This window comes from Algibacter lectus (assembly GCF_900112395.1).
Lineage (GTDB): Bacteria > Bacteroidota > Bacteroidia > Flavobacteriales > Flavobacteriaceae > Algibacter > Algibacter lectus.
Genome location: NZ_FOLN01000005.1, coordinates 128,513 through 153,960 on the forward strand (window position 1 = coordinate 128,513; position 25,448 = coordinate 153,960).

The following is a 25,448-nucleotide window of genomic DNA, read 5'->3' on the forward strand; positions in this document are numbered from 1 at the left end:
TTTATTTAGTGTTTATAGTTATTTTCTTTTCCGATTGATTACGCATAATAACCAAGTCTAATTTATTCGTTTTATTTTCAACATTAATTTGAAAAAAGTCTTTTACAGTTTTCACCTTTTTACCGTCAGCCTCAAGAATCACATCGCCTTTTTTAAGTCCGTTATTTTTCACAGCAGGGCTACCCGACCAAACTTTTAAAAGAATAACACCTTCTGGAGTATTTAAACCATAAGCCGATTGTTCTTGCTCAGATTCTACACTTTTTAAGTCGTTACGTAACCAAGCCACAACAAGAGTTCCTTTTTTATTTTCTTCGGAAGGATCTCGCATCACTGGAATTTCTGGAGTTTTGGCCATTTTTTTCAACTCTGCATTCTGAACTCCAAATTGATCCATAGGAAAGTTTTTGAAACCTATTTTTAATGCTGGCGAATTTTCAGCAACCGAAAAATCTAATGATGCTGGATCTCTAAACATCGGATCGCCAAAAGCACTGTGTAAATCTCTATTATAAATTTGTGCTTTCAACATCGATTCTTCATTCGGAAAAAAGTTGTAATCCATCTCTTTTCCCCAACCAGACAATCTTACATCTTGATAGCTTTTTTGAACAATATTATGTTTAAAAACATCTTCACTATTAACAAACCAAACATGTGGATGCAGAGAATTATTCACCATAATATTATTTTCGGCAACACGATTAAAACCTTCACGCAGTTTTAATCCGCTATTTAGCATCAAATTGTTATAAATATGATAATTCGATGAACCATCGTCTAAATCAACATCCCAACCATGATCGCAACGAAAACGATTATTTCTAATAATAGTCGTTTTTATGGCGTCCCATTTTGGCATATCTGCATTAGCTGTGGTTAAACTATCCATAATACCACGGTTTGGATGCCAAAAACGATCTCTTCCCCATGAGTTAAACGAACCATGATCGCTAGTTTCTAAAACAGTATTAAAGACATCGTTAAACTCTAAAATATGTCCGCCCCAAGTACCATCTCCAATATTAATACCTGCTCTTGGTACATCGTAAATACTATTACGACTCACCGTAATATCCATCGCCATAGCAATTTGCACACCGGCCGTTTGTTTTTCAACACGACCAATACGGTGAATTAAATTGTTATCCACTAAACATTCACGCGGATACAATTCACCTTTAGGTCCAGAAACAGTATCCATTTCTGCAACAGGCACAAACTCTCTATAAGTTAAAGCTGGCGATCTTACAGCCGACACATCACCAACAAATGAAACAGCACTTGCTCCACAATCGTGAATATAATTATCTTTAATTTCTAGTCCTTTATTATATTTACTCGCCATAATAACGTTACCTCCTAAATTGGTAAATTCACTATGTTCTACTTTACAGTTTTCAGTGCCTTCAAAAAAGACAACAGCCCCACGGTAAATAGTCCAATCGCTACGTAATAACGGCTCGAAATCTTCCATAAATGTACGTGTAGTATTTTCGAATTTAATACCCGAAATGGTAACATCTTTTACAGGATTTTCCAAAGTTCCAACCACTTGAATTAAATCTTTTAATACTGACACTTCAAGGTTTAAATCGTTAATAGCACTTATACTTTCTGGCCAATAGAATAATTTATTTCTTTTTTTATCTAAAAACCACTCACCTGCACTATCAAGCTCTTCAAACACATTTTCTACCATACGGTATTCTTCATGCGGTTTTGAACCTCTATTGTTTTGTTGCCCTCCTCTTAAAATTGGTGTTCCATCATCGTTAACTCCTGTTATTTCAAAATGAAAACCTCCCCATCTTCCGTTGTGTAATGCATTAAAAATTGCGCCTTCAGGATTTGCCCAAGTTGCAACACGCTCTTTAGAAATAGCATCGGCAGCATAACCTTGCCAATATTGAGCACTCTCATCATAATTTGGATAACGTGCTAAAATTTGTGGTTTTCGGTTTACTAAAAACTGATCGAAATCTAAACCTGTAGGAATGTCGGTTACAAAAATATTATTGCTAAAAGTCTTCCATTTAGCCTCTAAAACCTGAGACCCTTTTATACTAACTTCCGAAGCACCGGCTCCTTTTATAGTTAAACCACTTAATGAGGCCGGTATTTTTATAGCTTCCGATAAACGATATGTTCCCGGTAAAATATTAATAACAACCTTAGCTTCCGTATTAGCCGATTTTATTTCATTTGCTTTTTTTATAGCTTCAGAAATATTTGAAAAAGGCGCATCCTTACTTCCGTTTGCATTTGCGACTTCATTTTGAGATACATAAATTTCCGTAATGTCCGTGGTCGACGAACAAGACATCATAAAAACAAAAAATATTACAATTACACTTAGTTTTTTCATCTTAATTTTCAGCTTTAGTTATTGTTGCTTTTCCTTTTAAATAGCCCAGCGATTGTAAAAACAAATCGGCTTCATAAACCGTTTCATAGTAATATTTACCTTTCTTTTTAGACTTATTAAAAAAGCCATGTTCTTGCCCTTCATATATAAAAAGATCACATCGACTTCCTACCGCTTCCATTCTAGATTTATATTCTTTTCCTGTTGCAACCGGTATGTGTTTATCATTATCTCCTAAAAAGAAAATAGTTGGTGGTGCGCCTTTTGTAATATTATGCATTGGTGAAATTTCCATATAACGATCGCCAATACGCTCGTAACCATAACCACCTTCGCCATTATCTATTACTGGGTTAAACAAGATTAAAGCAGTCGCTTTGGGACTTACAGAAAGATCATCTGTAGATTCATTTAAACCCGGAAGCAATGTCGTTGCAGCTGCTAAATGTCCTCCTGCAGACCCTCCAGAAGCCACCATTTTCTTGGTATCGATTCCGAAGTCTTTGGCATGAATTTTTAAATAGCGCATAGCCGACTTCGCATCTTTTACAGCATCAAAAGGTGTGGTTTTATTACGGCTTTTTACACGATAATCTACCACCGCAGTCACCATACCTCGCGATGCAAAATATTTAGATTGATCTTCAAACTGCGTAATAGTTCCGCCATTCCATCCGCCTCCAAAAAAGAAAACTATAGTTGGATATTTTTTCTTCTTTTTAAAGTTATCAGGAAAATAAACACGAAGCATTAAAGAATCGTTATTCACCACTTTGTAAATCGCATCTTTAGTAACAACATCTTGATTATTTTGACCTTTACATGATGCAAAAATCATTAAACCTAATACTGTAAAAAGCGCTTTTTTAAAATTCATTGTCTATCTATTTTTAATTTTTATCGAATATAATTTCTGCGTTTTCATAACCTTTCTCTATTTTAAAAACTAACTGGTCGTCTCTATTACGGTTGGTTGTTCCTTTCCGACTTCCTACTAATTTACCATTTTCGTATAAACGTAATTCCGCAGATTTGTCTCCTTTTACAAAAGGCATGTTTATAGTGATTGCTTTATCGGTTTGAAACTTAAACCCTTGGTCTGTTTTTTCAATAGATAGAGTAAATGGCTCGCCAGCTGCTACAATATCCCAACCGTTATTTTCAAATTTATACATTCCTGAAAGGAATAAAAACTCTAATTTATCACTTTGTTCCGATTGTCTTGTAACAGAAAGTAATCCTTTTTGATATAGGGCATCATTTTTAACAATATCAGATTCTGAAGCATTAAGAATGATATGATCCTTAGTCGATTTATCATTCATTAACACATTAATAACTTGCGTATTTGGATAGTCTTTAATAGTTGAATATGATACTGCATTAACCGGATTTTCTTCACCTTCGAAATAAGGATTATAAACCATCGCGAATGGGTTTGCCCAAGCTGATGCATTACGTTTTACAATTAAAGTTTGTATAGAATCGCCAATAACCTCAGCAGGTGCTGTACCAGAACCTCTTTTTAACACGTTAGATTTTGGAGCCAAAGCCGTGTAAATACTTTGGTTCTCACTTCCTTTAATCCAAATTTTCATTAAATTATCTAGTGCGTCGCTTGTTTTCAATCTAAAAAGTGCTTGCACATCTTTGGTTGTTTCCAACTTCTTTTTATTTGTGATATAATCGTAAGCTTTAATATCTCCCTGTTTACTTCCAAAATCTGAGGTTGATTTTAAAGCAAGTGCTTTAGAATTCGAATCTAAAATTTGAAGCGATTGTCCTAAATTATGATAAAAATAATCGTGACGTTGTTTACCACTTTCTTCTTTTTTAGAACGAAATACATCTAAAATATATCCTTTTTTACTATTCGATTTTATAAGAGCTGTAAAACGTTGTTGGTTTGCTTTTGTCTTTGGTTCAAAAAACGACACCTTAGAAAAAGTTAACTTATCAAAAGCAGGTGTTGTGCTAACTTCTGGGAAGTTATTATCCAATTTAAAAGGATGGTAACCACGCATGGCATTATAATCTGATACCCCATCGACAACAACCGTATTGTGAGCCGGAAATCTAGAATAATATTCTCTATGGTCTGTATGCCAATAACTAGAACCTTTACCCATATCTAGACCTAAAGCATATTTATTAGCAAACAACTCGATTGAAATACCATTTACATGGGAATGGTTTCCGAAGGAACCAGCCGTAGAAATCATCATAGCATCATCGCCTTTGCCTAATCTTTGGTTAAACATACTCACGTTAGATGCGTAAAATGTTGGTGAGGTTAACTTCTCTAAGCCATTTTCATTCGCATCTCCCTTTTTTAAATGATCAACATAAAAAAACAATTGAAATAAATCGTTTGCCTCACGCTCATATTCCCCTTTAGAAACCATTTGGTCTAATAAGCCAGAAATAACCGCTTCTTTTTCTTCATTGTTATATTTACTATAATTTGAAATTAAAAGTTCAAAATTTTCTGGAGGTAATGTTTTATGATTAGAATCGCCAAAACCTACCGTGTAACCACTAGGAAATAAATATTGAAACGATGCTAATGCTGCTTTCTCTATAATAGGAAATTTAGAAAGCTCATTATTGTTAGTCGAATTATCTAATAAAGTAAAAATATTAAGTAAAGTAGTAATAACATGCACAGAATATGAAGCGCACTCCGGCCACATACCATTTTCTTGATCGTAAACTAGCAGCGATTCTTCAATTGATAATTGGCGTTCTGTAGATGTAGTAAACGTATGGTCTAAAAAGTACTCACGACCTTTTCCGTTTTTGTAAGCATCATTATTATCTAAAGTTAAAGCGACGTAAGTTAAAAACCGAGCCTGAAAAAGATTCCAGTTATTATCTGGTATACCGTTAGTAATAATTTGATCGCCCCATTTTTGAAATACCGCTGCACTATGGTCTAAGTTTACTTTTTCATCTTCAAAATAATCATACAGAAAATCGTATGTTGTTAATAAACTGATTAGAATTTTTTCATGAATCACTTCAAAGGTGGCCAAGCCAGAAATACGCTGTTGTGTACCGTTTTCTAAATCGATAGGTGCATCTCTGTAATACATGCCTTCTATATAAGTTTCGAAAACTGGCTTTGCAAATTCAGCATATTTTTTATCACCAGTAACCCAGTATAAAAAAGATGCATCTTCAACCAAACTCATTATATGGCGGTTGGTGCCCTCAATGGCGTGGCCTATTTTTGATGGGTGAAGCCATTCTTTTTTCTTTGTTTTTTTATGGGCTAAATAATAACCACGAGGATCATCAAAATAAGGTTCAACGTCTTCTAATTTAGGTGAAGAATATTCGGTGGCCCAATCTCGTGTTCCAGAAAAACGAACGGTTGGTACAGGTGCAGTTCCTTCAGAATAAGCAAACTCCCCACCTTTTAGAAACACTTTATTATGCTTCGTTTTCCAATTCATTTGTAATCTAGAAACTAGCCATGTTGGGTCGTTCTCCACATACTTTAAATACTTTTCTAGATTAGCAATTTTCTTATCGACTAAGCTTTTTTTCCACTCAATAGATTTTATACTGTTTAAAAAATCCTTTTTAGCGGCATTGGTAGCATAAATTCTAGGATGTCCAGATTCTTGTGCTTGCAACATTGAAGCACAACACATGATACCAATCATTAGGGGAATTAAAAAAAATTTCATTCTCATTTTCATACTCTTTTTTTTGCTATTTAATTTCGATATGTTGTCCCTCAGGATATGTTTTAGACTTCCCTTTTTTAAGTTGAATTAAAACAGGTTGATTAGAAGAATAGAAATATTTACCATTTTCAATTTTTAATTCTGCTGTTACCGTATCATTAACCGCTTCAATTTTTAAATCGCCTTTTTGGATATATTTTCCTTTTCCTAAATACAAATATTGAAACGCATTATTTTCTTCGGAAACAACCGCAAATGTGCCTTGAAACTCTATGTCTTGAGGTGTTTGACAAACCTGACTATCTGCAGCATTCAAAATATATTGTGTGCTATTTTTAGAGTTTACAGCGATACTCACAAAATGCTCTGAAGTTTTTATTTTTTCAATAGTTTTAATTGATTTCTCTCCCGTTTCATAAGATTCAAAAACAGATACAAACGGATTTTTAGCACCGTTAATTCCGTTTTGACGTATAATTAATGTTGGTGTTGTATCAGGGCTTTTATTTACTTGCCCAGGCGTAATGTCACTACGTAATGTTGTTGGTGGCGCATCTACCGAGTAAAGTGCTCTGTTGTTTTGCCCCATCATCCACATGTTAACATGTAATGCAGGTGATACGCTGTTGATATCCCAAGTGGCATTAAAATCTTCGGAATAGTTTACCTTTCTTTGATTTTTGAAGAACTTATAATTATCATCATATTTTACACCTAAATCATCAACGTTCTCCAAGTTTAAAGCCTTATTTGATGCGTTTTTAAGTGTAACGGTATTTCCTAAGTTATGATGAATATAATCGTTATCAGCTTGATCCGATCTAAAAACATCTACATAATATCCAGAAGTTTCCGAAGTACGAATCATAGCTACTAAGCGTCGTTTTTCATCAGCAGAAACATCAGAAAATGAAACATTCTGAGATGTTTCCGAAGTATTGTAAAACCCATTTGTAATGTCTACTGCTGGATCCATAGCGTTTATGGTAATATCACCTTTTCCATATCCAGGAACAATAGTATTAGAACCTGTAATTCCCCTGTGGTAACCTGCATCTGAAGACCAATACGATTCGTAAGCTGAAGCATCAGGCGCTAAAGCCCAACCTTTACCATAGAATTGCATAGCCAAACCATTTTCTGCCAAATGCGACTGGTATTTCCCTCCATACAAAGTAAACATTAAACCGTTGTTTTCATCATTTCCATTTCTCATAATAATGTGTTTATGAAAAGGAGAATACGCTGATTTGTGAAAAGGCAAATCGCTTCCTGAACCTTGTAATGGTTGGTTTAAAACTATGCCTTGCCAGTTAGACATATTTCTATCATACTGACCAGAAGCTATATTTTTACGGATTACGGTTGCCATTTTTTCAGCTGTTTCCGTATCACCTTCCCAAGTGGCATAGGTTAATAAAGACTCAAAAGATGAAATATTTGCAGGACCACCACGCATATCACCAAAAACTACTAAATTTCCGCGAGCATCAAGCCAACCTAAATTTGCCAATGCTGCTTTAGAAATAATTGGATTTCCGGCCAAAGTATTGATTCCTGATTTATATAACTTAACACCCATTTCTAGAACCAAAGGAATCATAGATGAAGCATAACCTGGAGATTCTGGCCATAAGCCAGTAGTTGTATTATAATAATCCATTATTTCTGGCAAGGCTGCACAGTAATCACTCGATTTTTCGGTGTAAAACGGAATGTAAAATTCCTTTCCTTTTCCGTCTTCATAAAAATCGTTAGACTCTAAAACAAGCATACTACCCAATACATTCTTATAACGGTTTACGTTCCAGTTTCCTTTTTTACCACCACGAATAAGTCCGATATCTATAAAACGTTTAAAAACAACACCTGCAACATCGGCTGGTGTTTTATCAATAGCTTTTAAATGCTCATGCGGGTTTTCATTTAAATAATCATAAAGAAAATCGTAAGCAATAGCAGTTGGCATTTGTCTATCATCGTGAATCACTTCATAATCATAATACCCCATGATACCACCTGGCTCGTAACCTCCAGGACCTTTTGTTGATTTTTTCGGATCTAAAGGTGGCTCCATATAATAGGTACCTAATAACCAAGTCCATAAAATATCTGAAGAAAATTCAGCATATTTTTCATCTTCGGTTACATAATAAGCAAACGCCGCTTGTTCGGCCAACGTTAATATTTCCATATTATTAGCACGTATCATGTGTCCTGTTTCCTTATACGGAATTAAAACAGGCGTTTTATCGGCACTAGAACGACTAATACCTAGTAAATCTCCCGATTCGTTATAGGAAATTCGATCTTCTAAAGGTACGTTTATATAATCGTTCCAAGTACGCATACCCGGTAAACGTACGGTTGGTAATGGCGCATTGCCTTCACCATAATCCCAGTTTTGATTTTTAATATAACATTGTGTGAAATGAGCTCCATCTTTCCAATACATCGCTAATCGAGAAACTATCCATTCCGGATCTTCAACATGAAGATTTACATGCGGATCTATTGTAGAAAGTAAATTTTCCCAAGAGGCTTTTGCCCAAGCTTCATTTTTAATTTTAGCAACTATAGAAGCTTTATCCGATTTAGTAGCATAAAGTTTTGGATGGCTTGTTGCTTTTTGCCCATAACTAGAGCTTCCAATCAAAAATAAAAGGATTAATAAGGGGGTTAATTTTGATAATTTCATCTAACTAAAAAGCTATTTTATGATTTCTATTGTATGACGTCTAAATATAAATATTATTTCTAATGCAACGGCACCGTTTCAATATCCGGGTTGTTCTGAGCTTCAAGATATTTTCTAAGAATTTCTTGATCTAACTCCGAACTATCTCCATACTGTTCACGTAATTCCGCTAGTTGCTTTTTAAGCTTTACAACGACATCAGCGTAAGCAGGATCGTTTACTACATTTTTCATTTCTTGCGGATCATTTTTGCGATCGTAAAGTTCCCATTCATCCACATCATAATAAAAATGTGCTAGCTTATATTCTTGTGTAATAATGGCATAATGTCTTTTCACCATGTGAATACCAGGATATTCGTAATAATGATAGTAAACGGCTTCTCTAGTCCATTCTTCTTGATTTCCTAATAAAAGAGGTATTAAACTTTCACCTTGCATATCGCTAGGTGCTTCAATTTGAGCAGCTTCTAAAATGGTTTGCGCAAAATCTAAATTCTGTACCATTTCGGTATTTGTAATTCCTGGCTCAATAACGTTTGGCCATTTAATTAACAATGGTGTTTTAAACGATTCATCATAAACAAAACGCTTATCAAACCAACCGTGCTCTCCTAAATAAAATCCTTGATCGGATGTGTAAATCACCATAGTATTTTCATCTAAACCAGAATCTTCCATGTAATCTAACAAACGCCCAACATTTTCATCAACAGATGCTATACACCCTAAGTAATCTTGCATGTAGCGTTGGTAACGCCATTTCATTAATTCCTTATCATCCATTTCTGAATATTTGGCTTTGAAATCTTCCATAACAGGACGATAAACAGAATCCCAAACAGCACGTTGTTCTGCATTCATGGCGCCTACTTCACGCTCAAAAGCTTCTAAATCCCAACCAGACTCATCTTTTAAACCTAGCTCTGCCATAAGCTCAGGATAAATTTTAGCATCTCCAGCCCAGTTCATGTGCTTTAACAAATTCATTTCTGCAGTTTTTGCTGCAGTACCTCTACCTTCGTAATCATCGAACAACGTTTCTGGCTCAACAAATGTTTTTTTAGTGTATTCTTTAAAATGTCTTGGTGCTGGCAACCACTCTCTATGTGGTGCTTTTTGCATTGAAAATAACATGAATGGTTGCTCGTCGTCTTTATTTTCTTCTAACCATTCTAAAGTCATGTCCATGATGATGTCGGTAACATAACCTTCAACCGTAATTTGTCCATCATTTGTATTGAAAATAGGGTTGTAATAACGCCCTTGCCCTGGTAAAATTTTAAATTCATCTACACCTTTAGGGTTGTTTCCAAAGTGTAATTTCCCAAACATAGCCGTTTTGTAACCCGCCTGTTGCATTAACTGTGGAAAGGTAGTTTGTGACTCATCGAAAGGAAATACGTTATCTACTTTACCATGAATATGGCAATGTTTACCTGTTAAAATAGTAGCTCTAGATGGCGCACAAATAGAGTTTGAAACACAGGCATTGGTGAATTTAATTCCCTCGTCTGCAATACGATCTATATTTGGCGTTTCAATTAAATGATTGCTGTACGCACTAATGGCCTGATATGCATGATCATCAGACATCATAAAAATAATATTTGGTCGTTTAGCAGGAAGTTCTTTTTTAACCACCACAACGTCCTTTTTTTCTTTTGATTTACAGGAAACAATTCCTATTAAAAGAAATACCGTTAATAATTTTAAAATAGAGTTTTGACTCATCATTCTAGTTAATTATAGTTTAGTAATACGCATAGCAAAGCCGTTATTGCTTTTTACGTTTAAATTTAATTTTGATTTATTTGAAACTTCAATCGTCTCTATTTTAACATGCGTTCTAGTTTCGATAGTCTCGTCGTCTGTATATAATTTAGCTTTGTAACTTTGATTTTCATCTAAAAAAGAAAAATCTAACAACACGTTTCGTGCCGCTTCCCCATTAATTCCACCAATATACCAGTCGTTTCCTTTTCGTCTAGCAATAACACCTATCTCTCCAATTTCTGCTTCTAATACTTTAGTTTCGTCCCAAGTGGTTGGTACACTATCAAAAAACTCTAATTCCGGTTCATTACCAATAGTCTTGGTATCTCCCCAAAGTCCATCTTCTTTAACTGGAGCTAATGGTGCTTTATCATACCAATATAAAAACTGTAACGGACTAAAAATACAAACCGTTTTTGCTAATTGAGAGGCATGCGACCCCATGGTGTTCACTCGAGAACTATAATAACAAACCGTATTATCCGATGCACCAGCAAGTGTACGTGTAAACATACTAATAAGGGTGTGCGCGTTAGGAACAGATTCCTCATCACCACGAATACCTTCTTGAGTTAAAAAGTTTGGATACGTTCTAGAAAAACCTGTTGGTCTATATTCATCGTGTACATTAATAATCATTTCATATTGCGCCGTTTTTTTCACAGCCTCGTGCATCCATGCCGTAGCATCTTGATCGCCTACACGAACAAAACCGTATTTAATTCCGGCAACACCCCATTTTTTCAATAATGGTAAAACCTCATCTATTTGCTTTTCTAAAGCACGACGGTTTATATATAGAATTAAACCAATGCCTTTTTCTTTTCCATAAGCTGTTACAGCTTCCATATCTAATGGGCCTTTAGATCTTTTTGGGTCTAAAGTTACCGTTGTCGCATCTGAGCTGTTCTTCATTTCATCGCCATACCAACCCGCATCAAACATAATATATTGCATATTATGCTCGGCTACAAAATCGATAGCGGCATAAGCGCCTTGTGTGGTAAGCGTAGTTTCTCTTAAAACTTTACCTGGCTTAATCCAAGATTCATCAGCAATAGCAGAAGGATCATTTAAATTTTGAATTAAATAATTATTCTCTAATAATTCACCTTCATTTTTAGCCATCATAACAACACGCCATGGCGATTGAAAAGGTAATTTTTTATGCACTTTGGCTCCAACTTCTACGCGTTTAGAAATGATAGCTCCAGAAATGGTATCTTGTTCTTGTTTCCCCATTTTACCATCTAAACTAGAAAGAATACTATATTTTGAAGACGTCCCTTTATCGAAACTTAAACGTGCATAATCCACCAACTTTGCCTCAGCTAAAGCAATTTTTAAACTATCGTGAATTTCGATTACAAGCGGACGCTCACAACCTTTTTCGAGTATAGATAATGGGATTTTTTTATACTCACCTTGTGCCGTTAAAACACCAGGACCACGTTTTGGTGTAGCCCAAACGTTATAATCTTCCTTAAAATTGTAGTGAATATTTTCGGCTAAGCCTATTTCTTCAATATTTTGTTGCTCCGGAATTTCATAGGCAAAGGCAACACCTTCGTTGTATGCTCTACCAATAATATTTACCTGAGCTTCACCCAATTTTAAAAATATTTTTATTTGATTATAGTGGTCTGTAATTCTGCTTAACTCAGCAAAATTAGATTGCCACTCGCTATTTTCTGTGGATATTTCGGTTTTTAATATGGACAAATCACCAGAAAAATCAATCTCATTAGATAATAACTCCAATATTGAAGATTGAATAACCTCTTGCTCTCCATATTTTACTAAAAAGGTAATCGCATCACTATTTTCATCATTCAAAAATGTGATATTATTAATACCGTTTGGGGAACTAACTGCTGTTATTTCGGCTTTTTTACAACTAACAAACAACATCAAACAAAGCAACCCTAAGCCATAATCTTTTAATATTTTCTTCATCATTTTTTTATTTTAATCCTATTGAAATTTCTTGAAAATTCATGGCTGGCACTTTAAAGCTAACCACATTTTTACCATTCATTTTTAAACGCTCACCTCTAAATTGTTTAAAACCAAACGTTAAAACCACTTCGCCTTTTTTATAAGTATCTGGAACGGTTAGCAGCATAACATCATCACAAGTTAATTGCATATTATTGCCATAAACTAAAGTTGCCGCACCTGATTTTTTACCTAAAATTTGGATAGAAAAATCATCTTTCTCAATAGATTTACCTGCGCCTAAAAAAAGTGTTGTTTTGTTTTCTTCTGAAGTCACCATCCCGAATGTGCCGTTAAAATTGATGTTTTGAAAAGCGTATTTACCAATAACATCGGATGAAAACACAATATCTGTTCTATCCTGAAGGCTTTCTATTTTTAACCCCACAAAGCTTTTATTTGAAGGACTTCCAAAGGTATCAACCTGCTTTATTGTTGAAGGCTCACTTGTTGTTGATGGCTCGTATATGGCTACAAACGGACGATTCCAAGCTTCTCCATATTGTCTAACCACTGTTGTTAAAAGCGGCGCTTCTTCTATATTCTTCGGAATCATGCCGTGACGAAAAGCTTCAGAAGGTGGCGATTTCACTTTAAAAATCTCACGGTTTTCATTGCCTTGCATCCACATATTCATATGTACCTGCTCTTCCCCTTCAATAGATAAATTATAGGTCGCATTTAAAGTGTTATTCGTTTGGGTTGAAACTTCGTCCCATAGATAATCGTAAGCTTTAATATTACCAGCTTTGGATGTAAGCTTAGAACTTTCAACTAAATTTAAAAACGCTCCATTTTCGGATGTTAACTTTAATTTCTGACCTAAATTATGATAGAAATAATCGTGATATTCATCTTTTCCTTCATTTTGTTTAGATCGAAACACATCAATATAATAACCCGAAGTTTCTCCTGTACGCACAATACTCATCACACGATTTTGATCGGAATTTGTACTCGGTTCATTAAAATAAATATCAGAAAAATTAATATTTGGATAATATCCTGTTTTACGTTCTGATGCTGGATATAAACGCTTCACCTCAAAAGGATAATAGCTACGCATTTTGTTATACTGCGATTTTCCGTTAACGGAAACCGTATTGTGCGCAGGAAATTGCGAATAATAGTCTTTATAATCTGGTCTAAAATAACTAGAACCACGACCACCTTCGGGAGCTAAAACATAGTTTTTACCATAAAGTTCCATGGCAATTCCGTTGGAATGTGCATGATTTCCTAAAGACCCAACTTGAGACACCATTAAGCCATGCTTTGAACTTAATCCGTTTCGCATAGCCACCCAACTTACCGTTGGTGCGTAAAAGGAATTCGTCATAAAATCACTTTTATCCGCAGGCTCTATGCTTTCATCTAAATGCACTTTAGTGTTATGTAAAATATCGTGAATGGAGTTTTTTTCATTCCTTTTATGCTCACCTTGATTTTTATCTTGAAGCATATAAAGTAACGCCGTAAACGTTTCCTCCTGCTCACGGTTATTAAACTGTTGCGCATTGGCAACAAGGTCTAAAAAAGGTTCTGTTTCCAGCGGTCCATAATGTGAATCGCCAAAAGCAACAATATAATTATTTGGATATAAATATTGAGGCATAACCGCAACAGCTTCCGGTATTACCGGCATAAACTGCATCACATCAATATCTAAGGCATTTTGTAATGTGCGCGCCAAATGCGTATAGCCTTTTGCTACACTTAATGCGTAACTAGAACTCTCGTTCCAAACGCCATTATCTTGATTGTATCCATAGTCTAAAACATCTTTAACCGACCACTGTCTAGCTTCCGATTCGTTAAAAATACGGTTTAAGTAATATTGACATCCTTTGCTATCGGCATACATTTTATCTTCATCTAAAACTAAAGCAATTTGTATTACAAAATTGGCTTGGTGTAAATTCCAGTTATTATCTGGAACGCCATTTTTTATAATTATTTCGGCTAACTTCTTTAAAGATGTTGCGTAAATTTCGTTTTCAGATTTATGTTCCTTTTGAATATAATGGTAGAGAAAATCGTAACATTGGGTTAATTCATCTACAATATTTTCTTTAATAACCTGAAAAGAAGTTAGACCAATAATGTTTTGAACGTTCCCTTTTTGCATATCAATAGGCTCATTTCTATAATACAAACCTTGCATATACACATCGAATAAATGGGTAGCTAGTTTTGCATAATCTGCATCACCTTCAATGAAATAAACCAGTGCTGCATCGCGAGCAATACGCATAATTTTCTCATTAGTATTTTCAATAATTCTTCCGGTTTTAGATGGTTTTACCCACTCCCACGTCTTTGTTTTTTTATGCTGAAGAAATAAACCTCGATCATCTTCAAAATACGGCTTCAAATCTTCTAAATTCGGCGTGTTGTAATCGGTAACATAGTCTCTTTGCCCCGTAAACCGAACAGTTGGCACCGGCGCTTTACCTTTGGCATGCGAATAAAACTCGCCATCGACATAAACATCTGTAGCATGAGAATTCCAATACATTTGAAAACGAGATGATAACCATTCTGGATCCGTTTTATACTGCACTACATATTTAGAAATCTTGCTTTTTATAGCTTCATAAGATTGTTTAACATCTTTAGAATTTTCTATATTTTGAAGAATATCTTCTTTGGAAACTTTAGATGAAATTAAACGCGGATGTTCGCGCTCAATACTCTTAGGAAATATGAATTGCCCATAATTTACCTGTACAAAACAGAAACTAACACTAATAAATAGGACTATTCTTCTCATTTCACTAAATATCTATTCGTTACGAACCCAAATATGACTTTCGTTTAATAAATCTTTATACTGTACTAAAAACTCAGCTTTCATTTTCTCAAAAACTGCTGGTTCTTTAGAAGCTAAATCTTCAGATTCACTGATGTCATTTTTCAAATTGAATAATACAAAATTGGTGAGTTCAGCATTTTTAACATAAGCTTCATTACCATCGTATAGGTTATGAATATTTGGAAGCACTTTATTGTCCGACTCCAAACGTGCCATAATTTTCCAATCGCCACTTCGCATAGCAACTCGGCGCTCATTAATAGCATCATAAAATGCCCATATTAATGGCTTTTCGCGCTCCAAATCACCTGTACTTAAAAACTTTTTAATGGATTGCCCATCTAGGGTTCTTTTAGGTAGTTCCGCACCAGCGATATCAACAAACGTTGGTAAAAAATCTAAGGCAGACACCACTTTTTCTGAGGTTCCGGTAAAAGTTTCTTTTCCTAACCAGTTTACAATACAAGGCACTCTAAAACCAGCTTCGTTAGTCCAAAGTTTCATACCTTTTAATTCTCCAGGTGTTCCATAAGAATGTTTCGCTTTCGAATATCTCATAAAAGTTTCTGGTCCGTTATCCGAAGTAAAAATCACTAAAGTATTATCGCCATATTTTTCCTTTAAAAACGCTACCAAACGCCCCACAGCAATATCTACATTTTCAACATTTGCAAAATATTCTGCTTGTTGAAGGTTGTCTGCCAATGGTAAATATTTTTGAACTAAATCTTCTGGTGAAGCAATAGGTTCGTGCGGTTCGTGAAATGCCACTTCTAAGAAAAAAGGCTTATCACTTTTTTTGTTTTCAAGCCAATTAATAGCTTCACTAACTACAATTTGACTACTAAAACCTTCTATTTCGCCAACTTTCTCACCGTTTCTAACAAAATTCTTTGGGTTTTGATGACTTGGAGATGCATTATTGTGTGTTGAAAACCAATGATCGAATCCAAAATCGTTAGGCTGTGGCTGTTCTTTAGAATTAAAACGAGAATTACAATGCCATTTTCCTGATAAGCAAGTATCATAACCCGCCTTTTTCAACAAGGCAGGAATAGTAACCTCATCGGCCTGCATGTGTACTAAATCACGATTATCCTTACTCTTTTTAGGACCAGGAATAAAATCATAAACACCAGCTTTATTTGGGCTTCTTCCCGTAAGTAAACCTACACGAGAAGGCGAGCACACCGGTGCGGTAGAATAGAAATTAGTTAGTTTAATTCCTGTTTTAGCCAATGCGTCTAAATGATGGGTTTGTATAATGGAATGCCCAAAAGACGATAAATCTCCATACCCTAAATCGTCACACAAAAGCAGAACAATATTAGGTTGTTTAATGTCTTCCTTAACTTTACTTTCAACCGTTGTTTTTGTTTCATTTTTACAAGAAAAACTTACTAAAAGACAAACAACAGCTAGATATTTTACAAAATTAAAATGCATACTTATTTTTTAGTTGAATTAAAAAAGTCTTTAAAAAACACCATTTGATAGATTATTGAATTCGCCCAATATTGATTGGTATGTGCCCCAGGTCTTTCGATATAATCGTGAGGAATTCTACACTCTAAAAGTTTTTTATGCAAACGCACATTAGCATCGTAGAAAAAATCGTCTACGCCACAATCGAACATAAACTTCAGATTTTCACCATCGAGTAAGTGCGTCATATTAATAACGGTATTCTGCTCCCAAGTTTCTGGTGAATCGGCATAAACTCCTAAACGTTTTGCGATTTCCCATTGCAATGGAAAACCTCTTATGTCTAAACCACCACTCATACTAGCAGCAACACCCCAAACATCGTGATGTCTAAAAGCTAAATATAGCGCTCCATGACCGCCCATACTATATCCCGTAATGGCACGATGATTTTTATCGGCTATGGTATTGTAATTACTATCAACCCCAGTAATAAGCTCTTTAGAAATATAAGTTTCATATTGCATATTACTCTCTATTGGACTATCAAAATACCAACTGGTTTTATGCCCATCGGGACACACAATAATCACATTATATAAATCGGCATAAGCTTCAATATTTGGAGCTTTACCTAACCAAGCTTTGTGGTCGCCACCTGCGCCATGAAGTAAATAAACGACTGGCAATTTTGGTCCGTTTTTTTTATAAGAATCAGGGGTTATTACCACATTTTTTATGTCTTTATTCATGACTGTACTATGCACAACCAACGTATCAATTTTTGACGCATAAAGCGATAATGATGCACAAAAAACGAGTAAAAATCCGATTAACTTTTTCATAAAATTTAACTTATTATTTTTTCTTTAAAATGATATCTTCTAATTCTTCTAAAGTTTTTCCTTTAGTCTCAGGCATCATGAAAGCAACAAACAATAATTGTAAAACCATCATACCTGCGAATACCAAAAATACAACACCAGCCCCAATCATTGGGTGGTTAAACAAAAATGGAATTAAAGAAGGAATTAAAGCCGCTAACACCCAGTGCGTTGAACTCCCGAAAGATTGTCCTGATGCACGTAAATGGTTAGGAAAAATTTCTGAAATAAACACCCAAATTACAGCGCCTTGCCCAATAGCATGTGCTGCAATAAATAGAAATAAGAAAATAGGCACTGCCATTCCCGTCCATCCTAAAAAGAATGCCGCAGATACTAATCCTAATGAAATAATGTATCCAACCGAGCCTATATACATTAAGGTCTTTCTTCCTAATTTATCAATTAAAAACACGCCCAATAAAGTAAAAACAAGGTTAGTAACACCAATACCAACACTACTTAAAAGTGCTGTACTTTCTCCCAAACCAGCTTCTTCAAAAATACGTGGTGCATAATACAGGAAGGCATTAATACCTGATAACTGATTGAAAAAAGCAATTAAAAACGCTAAGGTTAATGGAAACCTATATTTTTTTATAAAAATAGTTTCGGTTTTATCGCTAGCATCAGAATGTGCTGTAAACTCTCTAATTTGTTCGTTAACATCTGCATTAGGATCTATTAATTTTAAAACTGCTTTAGCTTCTTCAGTTCTAGATTGAGATAATAACCAACGTGGACTTTTAGGAACTTTTAATGCAAATAAAATATATAAAACTGCTGGTATAGCCTCTACACCTAGCATCCAACGCCATGCATTTTCTCCAATACCACTTAATAAGTAGTTTGATAAAAAAGCAATTAAAATACCAAAAACAATATTGAATTGATATAAGGCTACTAAACGGCCACGATCTTTAGCTGGAGCAATTTCTGAAATATAAGCAGGAGCCGCAATGGTTGATGCTCCAACGCCAATACCACCAATAAAACGAGCAAAAGCGAATACATATGGATCGTTTGATAAAGCAGAACCAATGGCCGAAACAGCAAATAACACACCAATAGCAATTAAGGTGTTTTTACGTCCGTATTTGTTTGTTGGAAAGCCTCCAAAAATGGCTCCAATTACCGTTCCCCAAAGCGCCATCCCCATGACTACCCAACCATGAAAAGCATCTGATGATTCCCATAAGGCTTGTAGTTTTTTATCGGCTCCCGATATTACTACAACATCAAATCCGAATAAAAATCCTGCTAAAGCTGCAGTAATAGACCATAATAATATTTTCTTGTCCATGTTATATCTGTATTTATTGTATTAAAATATTTAGTTTAGTTATGTTATTTTTTAAGAGGAATAACCATATTCCAAGTTTTTGTACCGTTACTAAATCCGCCAGGGCCATCCATGGTGGCAAAGAAAATATGTGTAGGCTTTCCGTTTTCTACAAAAACAAAAGGTCTTTCTAACTGTCCTTGTTTAATGGTTTTTCCATTGTTCCATTTTACTTTTTTTGTGTAAGCTCTTGGATTTTCATCTATTACCCAGTCGATACCGTTTTCAGAATGTGCTACCAATCCATCACCTTTTCCTCCAGTAATTAAACCTCTTTGGTCTTTTGCTATCATGTGGTAACCAGCATTATCACTCCATAAATGTGGATCTTCAACCTCTCCAAAACGTTCCATAGAAAATAATGGTTCGTCACCGATTACGGTATAGTCACCATCAAAACTAGGTGCTGTGGCCACGCCGATACTCATATCGCTTTGCGAAACGCCATCTTCCTTATAACTTCTTCCTTTAAAAAGTAAAACTACCGAACCATCTTCTTTAATTAAAGGTGACGGATTGGAGGTTAAAAAACTATAATATGAATTTGGTTCCACCTCTAGAATTGGTTCGTTCTGACGTTTCCATGGGCCATTCGGATTTTTAGATGTTGCTATACCAATACGTTTTCCCCAACGCGCAGCAATACACCATTTACTTGATAAATCGAAATCGCTTAAATTTTCTTCCGTAACGTCCTCAAAAGGATGTGTAGATCCCATATAGTAAAGAATGTAAGTATCTTTATATTTTACAATTTTAGGGTTATGGCAAGATTTTCCATCCCAATATTGTGTACCACGATCGCCTAAAGCAATATCTTGAAATTGATAAGGTCCTTCTGGAGTTTTTGATGTGGCATGCACAATTTCTGAAGCCACCATCCAGCCTGGATGAAACGGTAACATTTTTGGCCAGCGCGATGCGTACATATGGTACAAACCATCGTCTCCCTTAATAACAGAACTGCCCCAAACCCAATAATCGTCCATTTGCAAACCGCCATCAATAGGTGCTTCATCTAAATTATTATAAAGACTATTTTGTGCACCGCAAGAGAACAAACATCCAATAAACAAAAGAAAAATATATTTCATCATTTTATAAATTCAATTAAACGGTGATTATTTTTTTAAGGGTTGAAGTTTAATGTCCTTCAAATTAATTCCATTCCATTTTCCTGCTACAGGCATTAAATAAAACTCATATTTACCAGGTTTATCCACTGTAAATTGTCCTAATTCTGCTTTTTTAAATCGTTTTGGATTACTTCCTGTTGCGGCAACGTTTACATTTTTAGAAGTTCCTGCAAGTGCTACTGTAATTTCAGTAGATTCACTTCCTGAATAGCCAAGCTCCACATTAAATGTGCCTGGTTTATCAATTTCGAAAGACCAATATACTCGAGCTGTTTCGCTATCCCAATCGCCTACACAATCCCACTCTTCTTTGTATAGCGCGCCTGGCCCTTGTAAGTTTTCATATTGCGCTCTGTAAGCTGTAAGTACAGCTAATCCGTTTTCATCTTGCCCTAAAGTTTTTACAGGTAATGCATTAGGCATTTCTTTCAACTTTAAAACAATAACAGAAGCTACGCTATCTGGCGCTTTTCCTGTTAATTTCACCTGAATTCCATTATCCAATGTTTCGGTTTTAAACGTTCTACTTTTATCAGTAAGTAAATAACAAGATTCTACATTGTTTTTTAATCGAATTGGTAATTCTGCTCCATCTTCCCAGTTGTAAACATGAAGATAAAGTAATGCTTTATCGTCAATAGTTTTCATGGTAATACGTCCCCAGTCTGGTTCGGTAGAAGTTGGACTTGCTTGTGTACCGTAAATCGCTTCGGAATTTGTATCCATCCAAGCACCAATGGCTTTCATGCGCTCAACAGCTTCGGTTCTTAAAATGCCTTCTCGGGTTGGGCTTACATTCAATAAATAATTTCCGCCTTTACTACTCTGATCAATTAAATTATGAATTAAAGTAGGTATCGATTTAAAATTATCATCGTCGCTACGATATCCCCAACTGCCACTAACGGGTTGACATAATTCCCAATATTTAGCTTCGGGTTGATGTCTTGGACCGTTTCTTTCAAAAGTTTTATGGTCTCCGGGATAATCATCACCCAAACGGTCGTTTGTAATAATCCATGGTTGTAATGCTGTAGTAATATGGTGCAGGCTATCGACAACAGATTTTGTCATTTCACGAGGTGTATCCCACCAAAAATTTGATATCGGTCCGTATTCTGTAAGTAATTGTTTTACTTCTGGCAATGCTTTTTCGTAAACATACTCGTCGCTACTAACACGCTCAAAAGATTTATCCCAGCTATTCCCTAAACCACCCGGATGGTGCCAATCTTGAGCTTGCGAGTAATAAAAACCGAATTTAAGGCCTTGCTCTTGGCAAGCGATAGATAATTCTTTTAAAATATCACGTTTAAAAGGCGTGGCATCTACAATGTTATAATCGGTGGCTTTAGAATGGAACATCGAGAATCCATCGTGATGTTTAGCCGTGATAATCATGTATTTCATTCCGGCTTGTTTAGCTAAAGCCACAAACTCGTCGGCATTAAATTTTGTTGGATTAAATTCGTCGGCAAATTTCTCATATTCAGCAACCGGAATTTTACCTTTATTCATAATCCACTCCGCACTATTTGTTTGTGCTTCGCCGTTATAAAAACCAGCAGGAACCGTATAAATCCCCCAGTGAATAAACATACCAAATCGGGCGTCTTGCCACCATTCCATACGCGCTTCATCTGTTATATTTTCCGGATCGATATTCGCCTCGGCAACTACAGCTTTTTCTACTTTAGAACCACATGCTGTTCCTAAAAGAAAAACAAACAACATTGTACAAATACCTATTTTTTTCATCCTTGGATTTTTTATTATTTATTCTAAAAAAACATAATAGATACAATAATAAAAATTAAAGACTTTTTACGGTATAAATCATGAGCCTTTCCATATAAACTATAGCTTATTTATGCGCTATATTAATGAAATAGGCTACTAACAAGCCGTTGATCGATTTTAAACAAAAATAAAACGTTACATTTTACATAAAATTAAGCAAACCTTTTTATGGATTTTCTATACAAAAAGAACGAAATAAAATTAAGGATTAGTTACCTTCAAAATAAAATCTACAATAGGTTTTGGATCTTTTAAAGAATGTGGATGATGCCCTACTTCTGGTTTATGAATCATGTTTAACTCCCAACCTAAACTATTTAAACGTTCTTCTAATAAAGCACTATTTTCTGCCACAGGAACAACCTTATCTACATCGCCAACAACAATTAAAATAGGCACTTTTTGAACAGCAATATATTCCATGTGATTTATAGGATTTCCAGAAAATTGAGACGCTACTTCTTCAGTAAAATCATAGCTAACTAAGCAGGCTTCCCATGCTTTTTTAGAGCCATCGTCTGTGCCTTGTCCAGCAGGCCAACTTTTAAAATCGCAAACTGGTGCGTCGGCATAAATGCAAGCTACTTTTTCGGCATTTTGGTTCGCCCAATTAAAGATAATTAAACCACCTCTACTCATGCCTTCTAGCACGACTTTAGGGTTTAATTTATATTTTTTTATAATGAAATCGTAAAATTCATTCCAAATATTAACAGCCTTCGGACTTCCGAATAAATTAGCCACTTCAATATAAACCACATGAAAGCCTGCATTTAAGAGCGCAATATCTGTTTGTGGTTCATGACCCCAGAATCTAGCACGCCATATCCAATTTTTACTAGCGTTCGCTTTCTTTGGAAACACCACTTTATAATCCACTCCATTTAAGGTAGCTTCCTTTATTTTAAAACCATTCCACTCCTTTTTTACGGCTTCATTTTCTTCGGAAATATTTCTAATTGAAGTTTCAAAATTAGCTTTTGCTTCCACAGAACTTATTTCAGAAGAAAAACAATGAAAACTGATAAATATGATGATGAATAAACTGATTTTTTTTTTCATTTTTGAATTTTGTTTAATGTACTGAATTTTCGATAATTGCTCTTGCATCCTCAGGACTTGTTTTTTGTTTTCCGGTTAATAGATAAATAATCATACCAGCATCCGACGGATCAAAATCTCCCTTTTTAACACAAGTTAATTGCCTTTGATACAACCAATCTAATTGTTTTTTCGCTTTTTCCGAAGTATTTCTTATTGGTGAAGTATTTATCCAATCGAACATGGCTTTTGGTGCTTTCATACCTTCGTAATCTTTCCCGCCATTTTGATCGGATATTCTATCGCAAATCAATCCGTAGGATTCAAAATTCTCCTTAATTTCATTCCAAGTCCAACCAGAATGTTCTTCCCAGTCGTAAGGTTTATCAGAATGTCTATCGTTCCAATTCGAATGAGAAATAATTCTGACATATTTTAATTTTGCTTTTTTAGACTGAGAAATCGCAGAGCCCACAACATGCATAGGCCCTGCAGCGACAATAGTTAACGGATTGCTCGCCTTAGATTTATTAATTTCTTTTACAATGGCATTAATGGATTTTGTAGAATCGGCAACCGCTTCCAAGAAATTACTCTTTTTAAAATTATATATTTTTTGACCTTCTAAAGCACTGATTAACATTTCGGCTTTTCCTTTTTTCATTTGATGGTCGCTACCCCAAATATGGTCACTAAACGTGTAAACAGTAAGTTTATCCTGAAGGCCTTTTGCCGCCAATAGCGCCAATGTAAAAGGTGTAGCAGCCCAATCGTCATGATCGTGCTCATTACCATCGGAACTCACTACAATACGACCAATAGAATACGGTACAGTTTGTGCGAAAATATTAGAACTAAAACTTAACGTGATACAAATAAGAATAAAAGCGAGCTTTTTCATTTTAAAATGTAGTATTTATTAAATATTTTCAAGTTTCTTTAATCGTAATAAGGCTTCCATGTAATAATAATCGGCGTAAATAATTGGCACATCCATTTCTTTATTCTTCGGATGATTTCCTGTGGAATGCAATAGCAAGGCATCATTTTTGGCATTACTCAAATAAGCACTAGATGATAGATTTTTAACCAGTGTTTTTCCTGCATTGAAATATTTAGATTTTAATTTTTCATCTTGAACCAAACCTGATAATTCCATTAAGCCACATGCTGCAACCGCTGCTGCAGAAGCATCTTTTGGAGCATTAGGAATTTTAGGATCGTCAAAATCCCAAAACGGAATACCATCTTCTGGTAAACGGTCTAAAAATTTATCTGAAAGTTTTATGGCAGTATTTAAAAAATTAGAATCACCAGTTTCACGGTATGCCATTGCAAAACCATAAATTCCCCAACCTTGCCCGCGTGCCCACATAGACTCGTTAGCATAACCTTGGTGTGTGTATCCTTGTAAAAAGGCTCCTGTTTCTATATCAAAAGATCCGACATGAAATGCAGAACCATCTTCTCTCACCAAATACTTCATGGTTTGTTCAGCATGACTTTTGGCTATATCGTACAAACTTTTATCTCCACCATTTTTAGCTGCCCAAAAAAGCAATTCTAAATTCATCATGTTATCTATAATGGTGTTGTGTTTATAGCGCTTAATTTGAGAAGGCCAAGATAAAATGCTACCAACTTTCGGGTTGTATAATGTAGCTAATGTATCGGCTGCCACTAATAAAATTTCCTTGTAATTTTGGTTTCCTGTTAATCTAAAACCATTACCATAACTGCAATATAATTGAAAACCAATATCGTGATTTCTCGCAGGACTGTATGCTATGGTTTTTAATGTTTCGGTGAATTTAATAGCTTTATTTTTTAGGACCTCATCTCCAGACTCTTCATAAGCATACCATAAAATCCCAGGATAAAAACCACTACACCAATCTTTTGTTTTAACATAGCTCCATTGTTTGTTTTTTTCATCTATATGCCTCGGGAAACTATCGTAAAATGTAAGTTTTTGAGTTACTGTTTTTATTTTGTCTACGTTTTGATTTAAAACCCTGTTTAAATCAAACTTTGATGATTGATTTATACCTGTTTCTTTCTTTACAGAATTACAGGAGAAACACACAAATAGCATTAAAAACAATATCGATTTTATTAAACGCATTTTTTCAGTTTTAAAACATTTACATCAAATTTATAAACCAACCTGATGTTTCTTTAATATTTATGCAATTTAAATATTAAAGCATTCTCTCTCGTTAAATTATCATTCGAAAACTATAAATTATGGTTTAAAATTACGATTTCTGATATAATTAAGAGTTAGTTTACCACTAACATACCTTTTAGCTGTGCATAAAGAAAATTAAAATTCATTACGGTAAACAGCTTTCACACTTTTACCTAAGAATACTTCTAAAGAAAACACATAAAACCTCTATCCCTCGTAATGATGGGCATTTCAAGAAAAAAGAATCATAATTTACATTGATTGGTCTATAAGTTATCAT

General features: G+C 35.0%; 15 protein-coding genes. All 15 read right to left on the bottom strand.

The window, feature by feature from the left end; translation table 11 throughout:
- Position 1: 1 nt before the first annotated feature.
- On the bottom strand, positions 2 to 2,368 hold the full coding sequence (locus BM246_RS10460; RefSeq protein WP_074937735.1) for a PDZ domain-containing protein: 2,367 nt from the start codon (positions 2,366 to 2,368) through the stop codon (positions 2 to 4).
- A gap of 1 nt (position 2,369) precedes the next feature.
- On the bottom strand, positions 2,370 to 3,245 hold the full coding sequence (locus BM246_RS10465) for an alpha/beta hydrolase (protein ID WP_074937736.1): 876 nt from the start codon (positions 3,243 to 3,245) through the stop codon (positions 2,370 to 2,372).
- 13 nt (positions 3,246 to 3,258) lie between these two features.
- Positions 3,259 to 6,063 carry a heparinase II/III domain-containing protein gene (locus BM246_RS10470; protein WP_074937739.1) on the bottom strand — a complete coding sequence of 935 codons (2,805 nt, stop codon included), beginning with the start codon at positions 6,061 to 6,063 and terminating at the stop codon, positions 3,259 to 3,261.
- 25 nt (positions 6,064 to 6,088) lie between these two features.
- Positions 6,089 to 8,761, bottom strand: coding sequence for an endo-acting ulvan lysase-like protein (locus BM246_RS10475; protein WP_074937741.1), 2,673 nt, complete (start codon positions 8,759 to 8,761; stop codon positions 6,089 to 6,091).
- 59 nt (positions 8,762 to 8,820) lie between these two features.
- On the bottom strand, positions 8,821 to 10,497 hold the full coding sequence (locus BM246_RS10480) for a sulfatase family protein (RefSeq protein ID WP_139221880.1): 1,677 nt from the start codon (positions 10,495 to 10,497) through the stop codon (positions 8,821 to 8,823).
- Positions 10,498 to 10,506: 9 nt separating this feature from the next.
- Positions 10,507 to 12,495, bottom strand: coding sequence for a glycoside hydrolase family 97 protein (locus BM246_RS10485; RefSeq protein ID WP_083415770.1), 1,989 nt, complete (start codon positions 12,493 to 12,495; stop codon positions 10,507 to 10,509).
- 4 nt (positions 12,496 to 12,499) lie between these two features.
- Entirely contained in the window at positions 12,500 to 15,307 is a 2,808-nt protein-coding gene (locus BM246_RS10490; RefSeq protein WP_074937748.1) for an endo-acting ulvan lysase-like protein, read from the bottom strand.
- 12 nt (positions 15,308 to 15,319) lie between these two features.
- Positions 15,320 to 16,795, bottom strand: coding sequence for a sulfatase-like hydrolase/transferase (locus BM246_RS10495; RefSeq protein ID WP_074937751.1), 1,476 nt, complete (start codon positions 16,793 to 16,795; stop codon positions 15,320 to 15,322).
- Positions 16,796 to 16,797: 2 nt separating this feature from the next.
- The gene (locus BM246_RS10500) at positions 16,798 to 17,619 is read right to left on the bottom strand and encodes an alpha/beta hydrolase (protein ID WP_074937753.1); all 822 of its coding nucleotides are present in this window, start codon (positions 17,617 to 17,619) and stop codon (positions 16,798 to 16,800) included.
- Positions 17,620 to 17,632: 13 nt separating this feature from the next.
- On the bottom strand, positions 17,633 to 18,961 hold the full coding sequence (locus BM246_RS10505) for a sugar porter family MFS transporter (protein WP_042504843.1): 1,329 nt from the start codon (positions 18,959 to 18,961) through the stop codon (positions 17,633 to 17,635).
- 44 nt (positions 18,962 to 19,005) lie between these two features.
- Positions 19,006 to 20,097 (bottom strand): glycoside hydrolase family protein, encoded by a 1,092-nt coding sequence (locus BM246_RS10510; RefSeq protein WP_074937755.1) that lies wholly within the window; start codon positions 20,095 to 20,097, stop codon positions 19,006 to 19,008.
- 24 nt (positions 20,098 to 20,121) lie between these two features.
- Positions 20,122 to 21,894 (bottom strand): alpha-L-fucosidase, encoded by a 1,773-nt coding sequence (locus BM246_RS10515; RefSeq protein WP_083415772.1) that lies wholly within the window; start codon positions 21,892 to 21,894, stop codon positions 20,122 to 20,124.
- A gap of 243 nt (positions 21,895 to 22,137) precedes the next feature.
- Positions 22,138 to 22,998: an alpha/beta hydrolase family protein gene (locus tag BM246_RS10520; protein ID WP_175489792.1), complete on the bottom strand. Its 861-nt coding sequence runs from the start codon at positions 22,996 to 22,998 to the stop codon at positions 22,138 to 22,140.
- 13 nt (positions 22,999 to 23,011) lie between these two features.
- Positions 23,012 to 23,878 carry a hypothetical protein gene (locus tag BM246_RS10525; RefSeq protein ID WP_074937759.1) on the bottom strand — a complete coding sequence of 289 codons (867 nt, stop codon included), beginning with the start codon at positions 23,876 to 23,878 and terminating at the stop codon, positions 23,012 to 23,014.
- 18 nt (positions 23,879 to 23,896) lie between these two features.
- Positions 23,897 to 25,102 (bottom strand): glycoside hydrolase family 88 protein, encoded by a 1,206-nt coding sequence (locus BM246_RS10530; RefSeq protein ID WP_074937762.1) that lies wholly within the window; start codon positions 25,100 to 25,102, stop codon positions 23,897 to 23,899.
- Between the last annotated feature and the right edge of the window lie 346 nt (positions 25,103 to 25,448).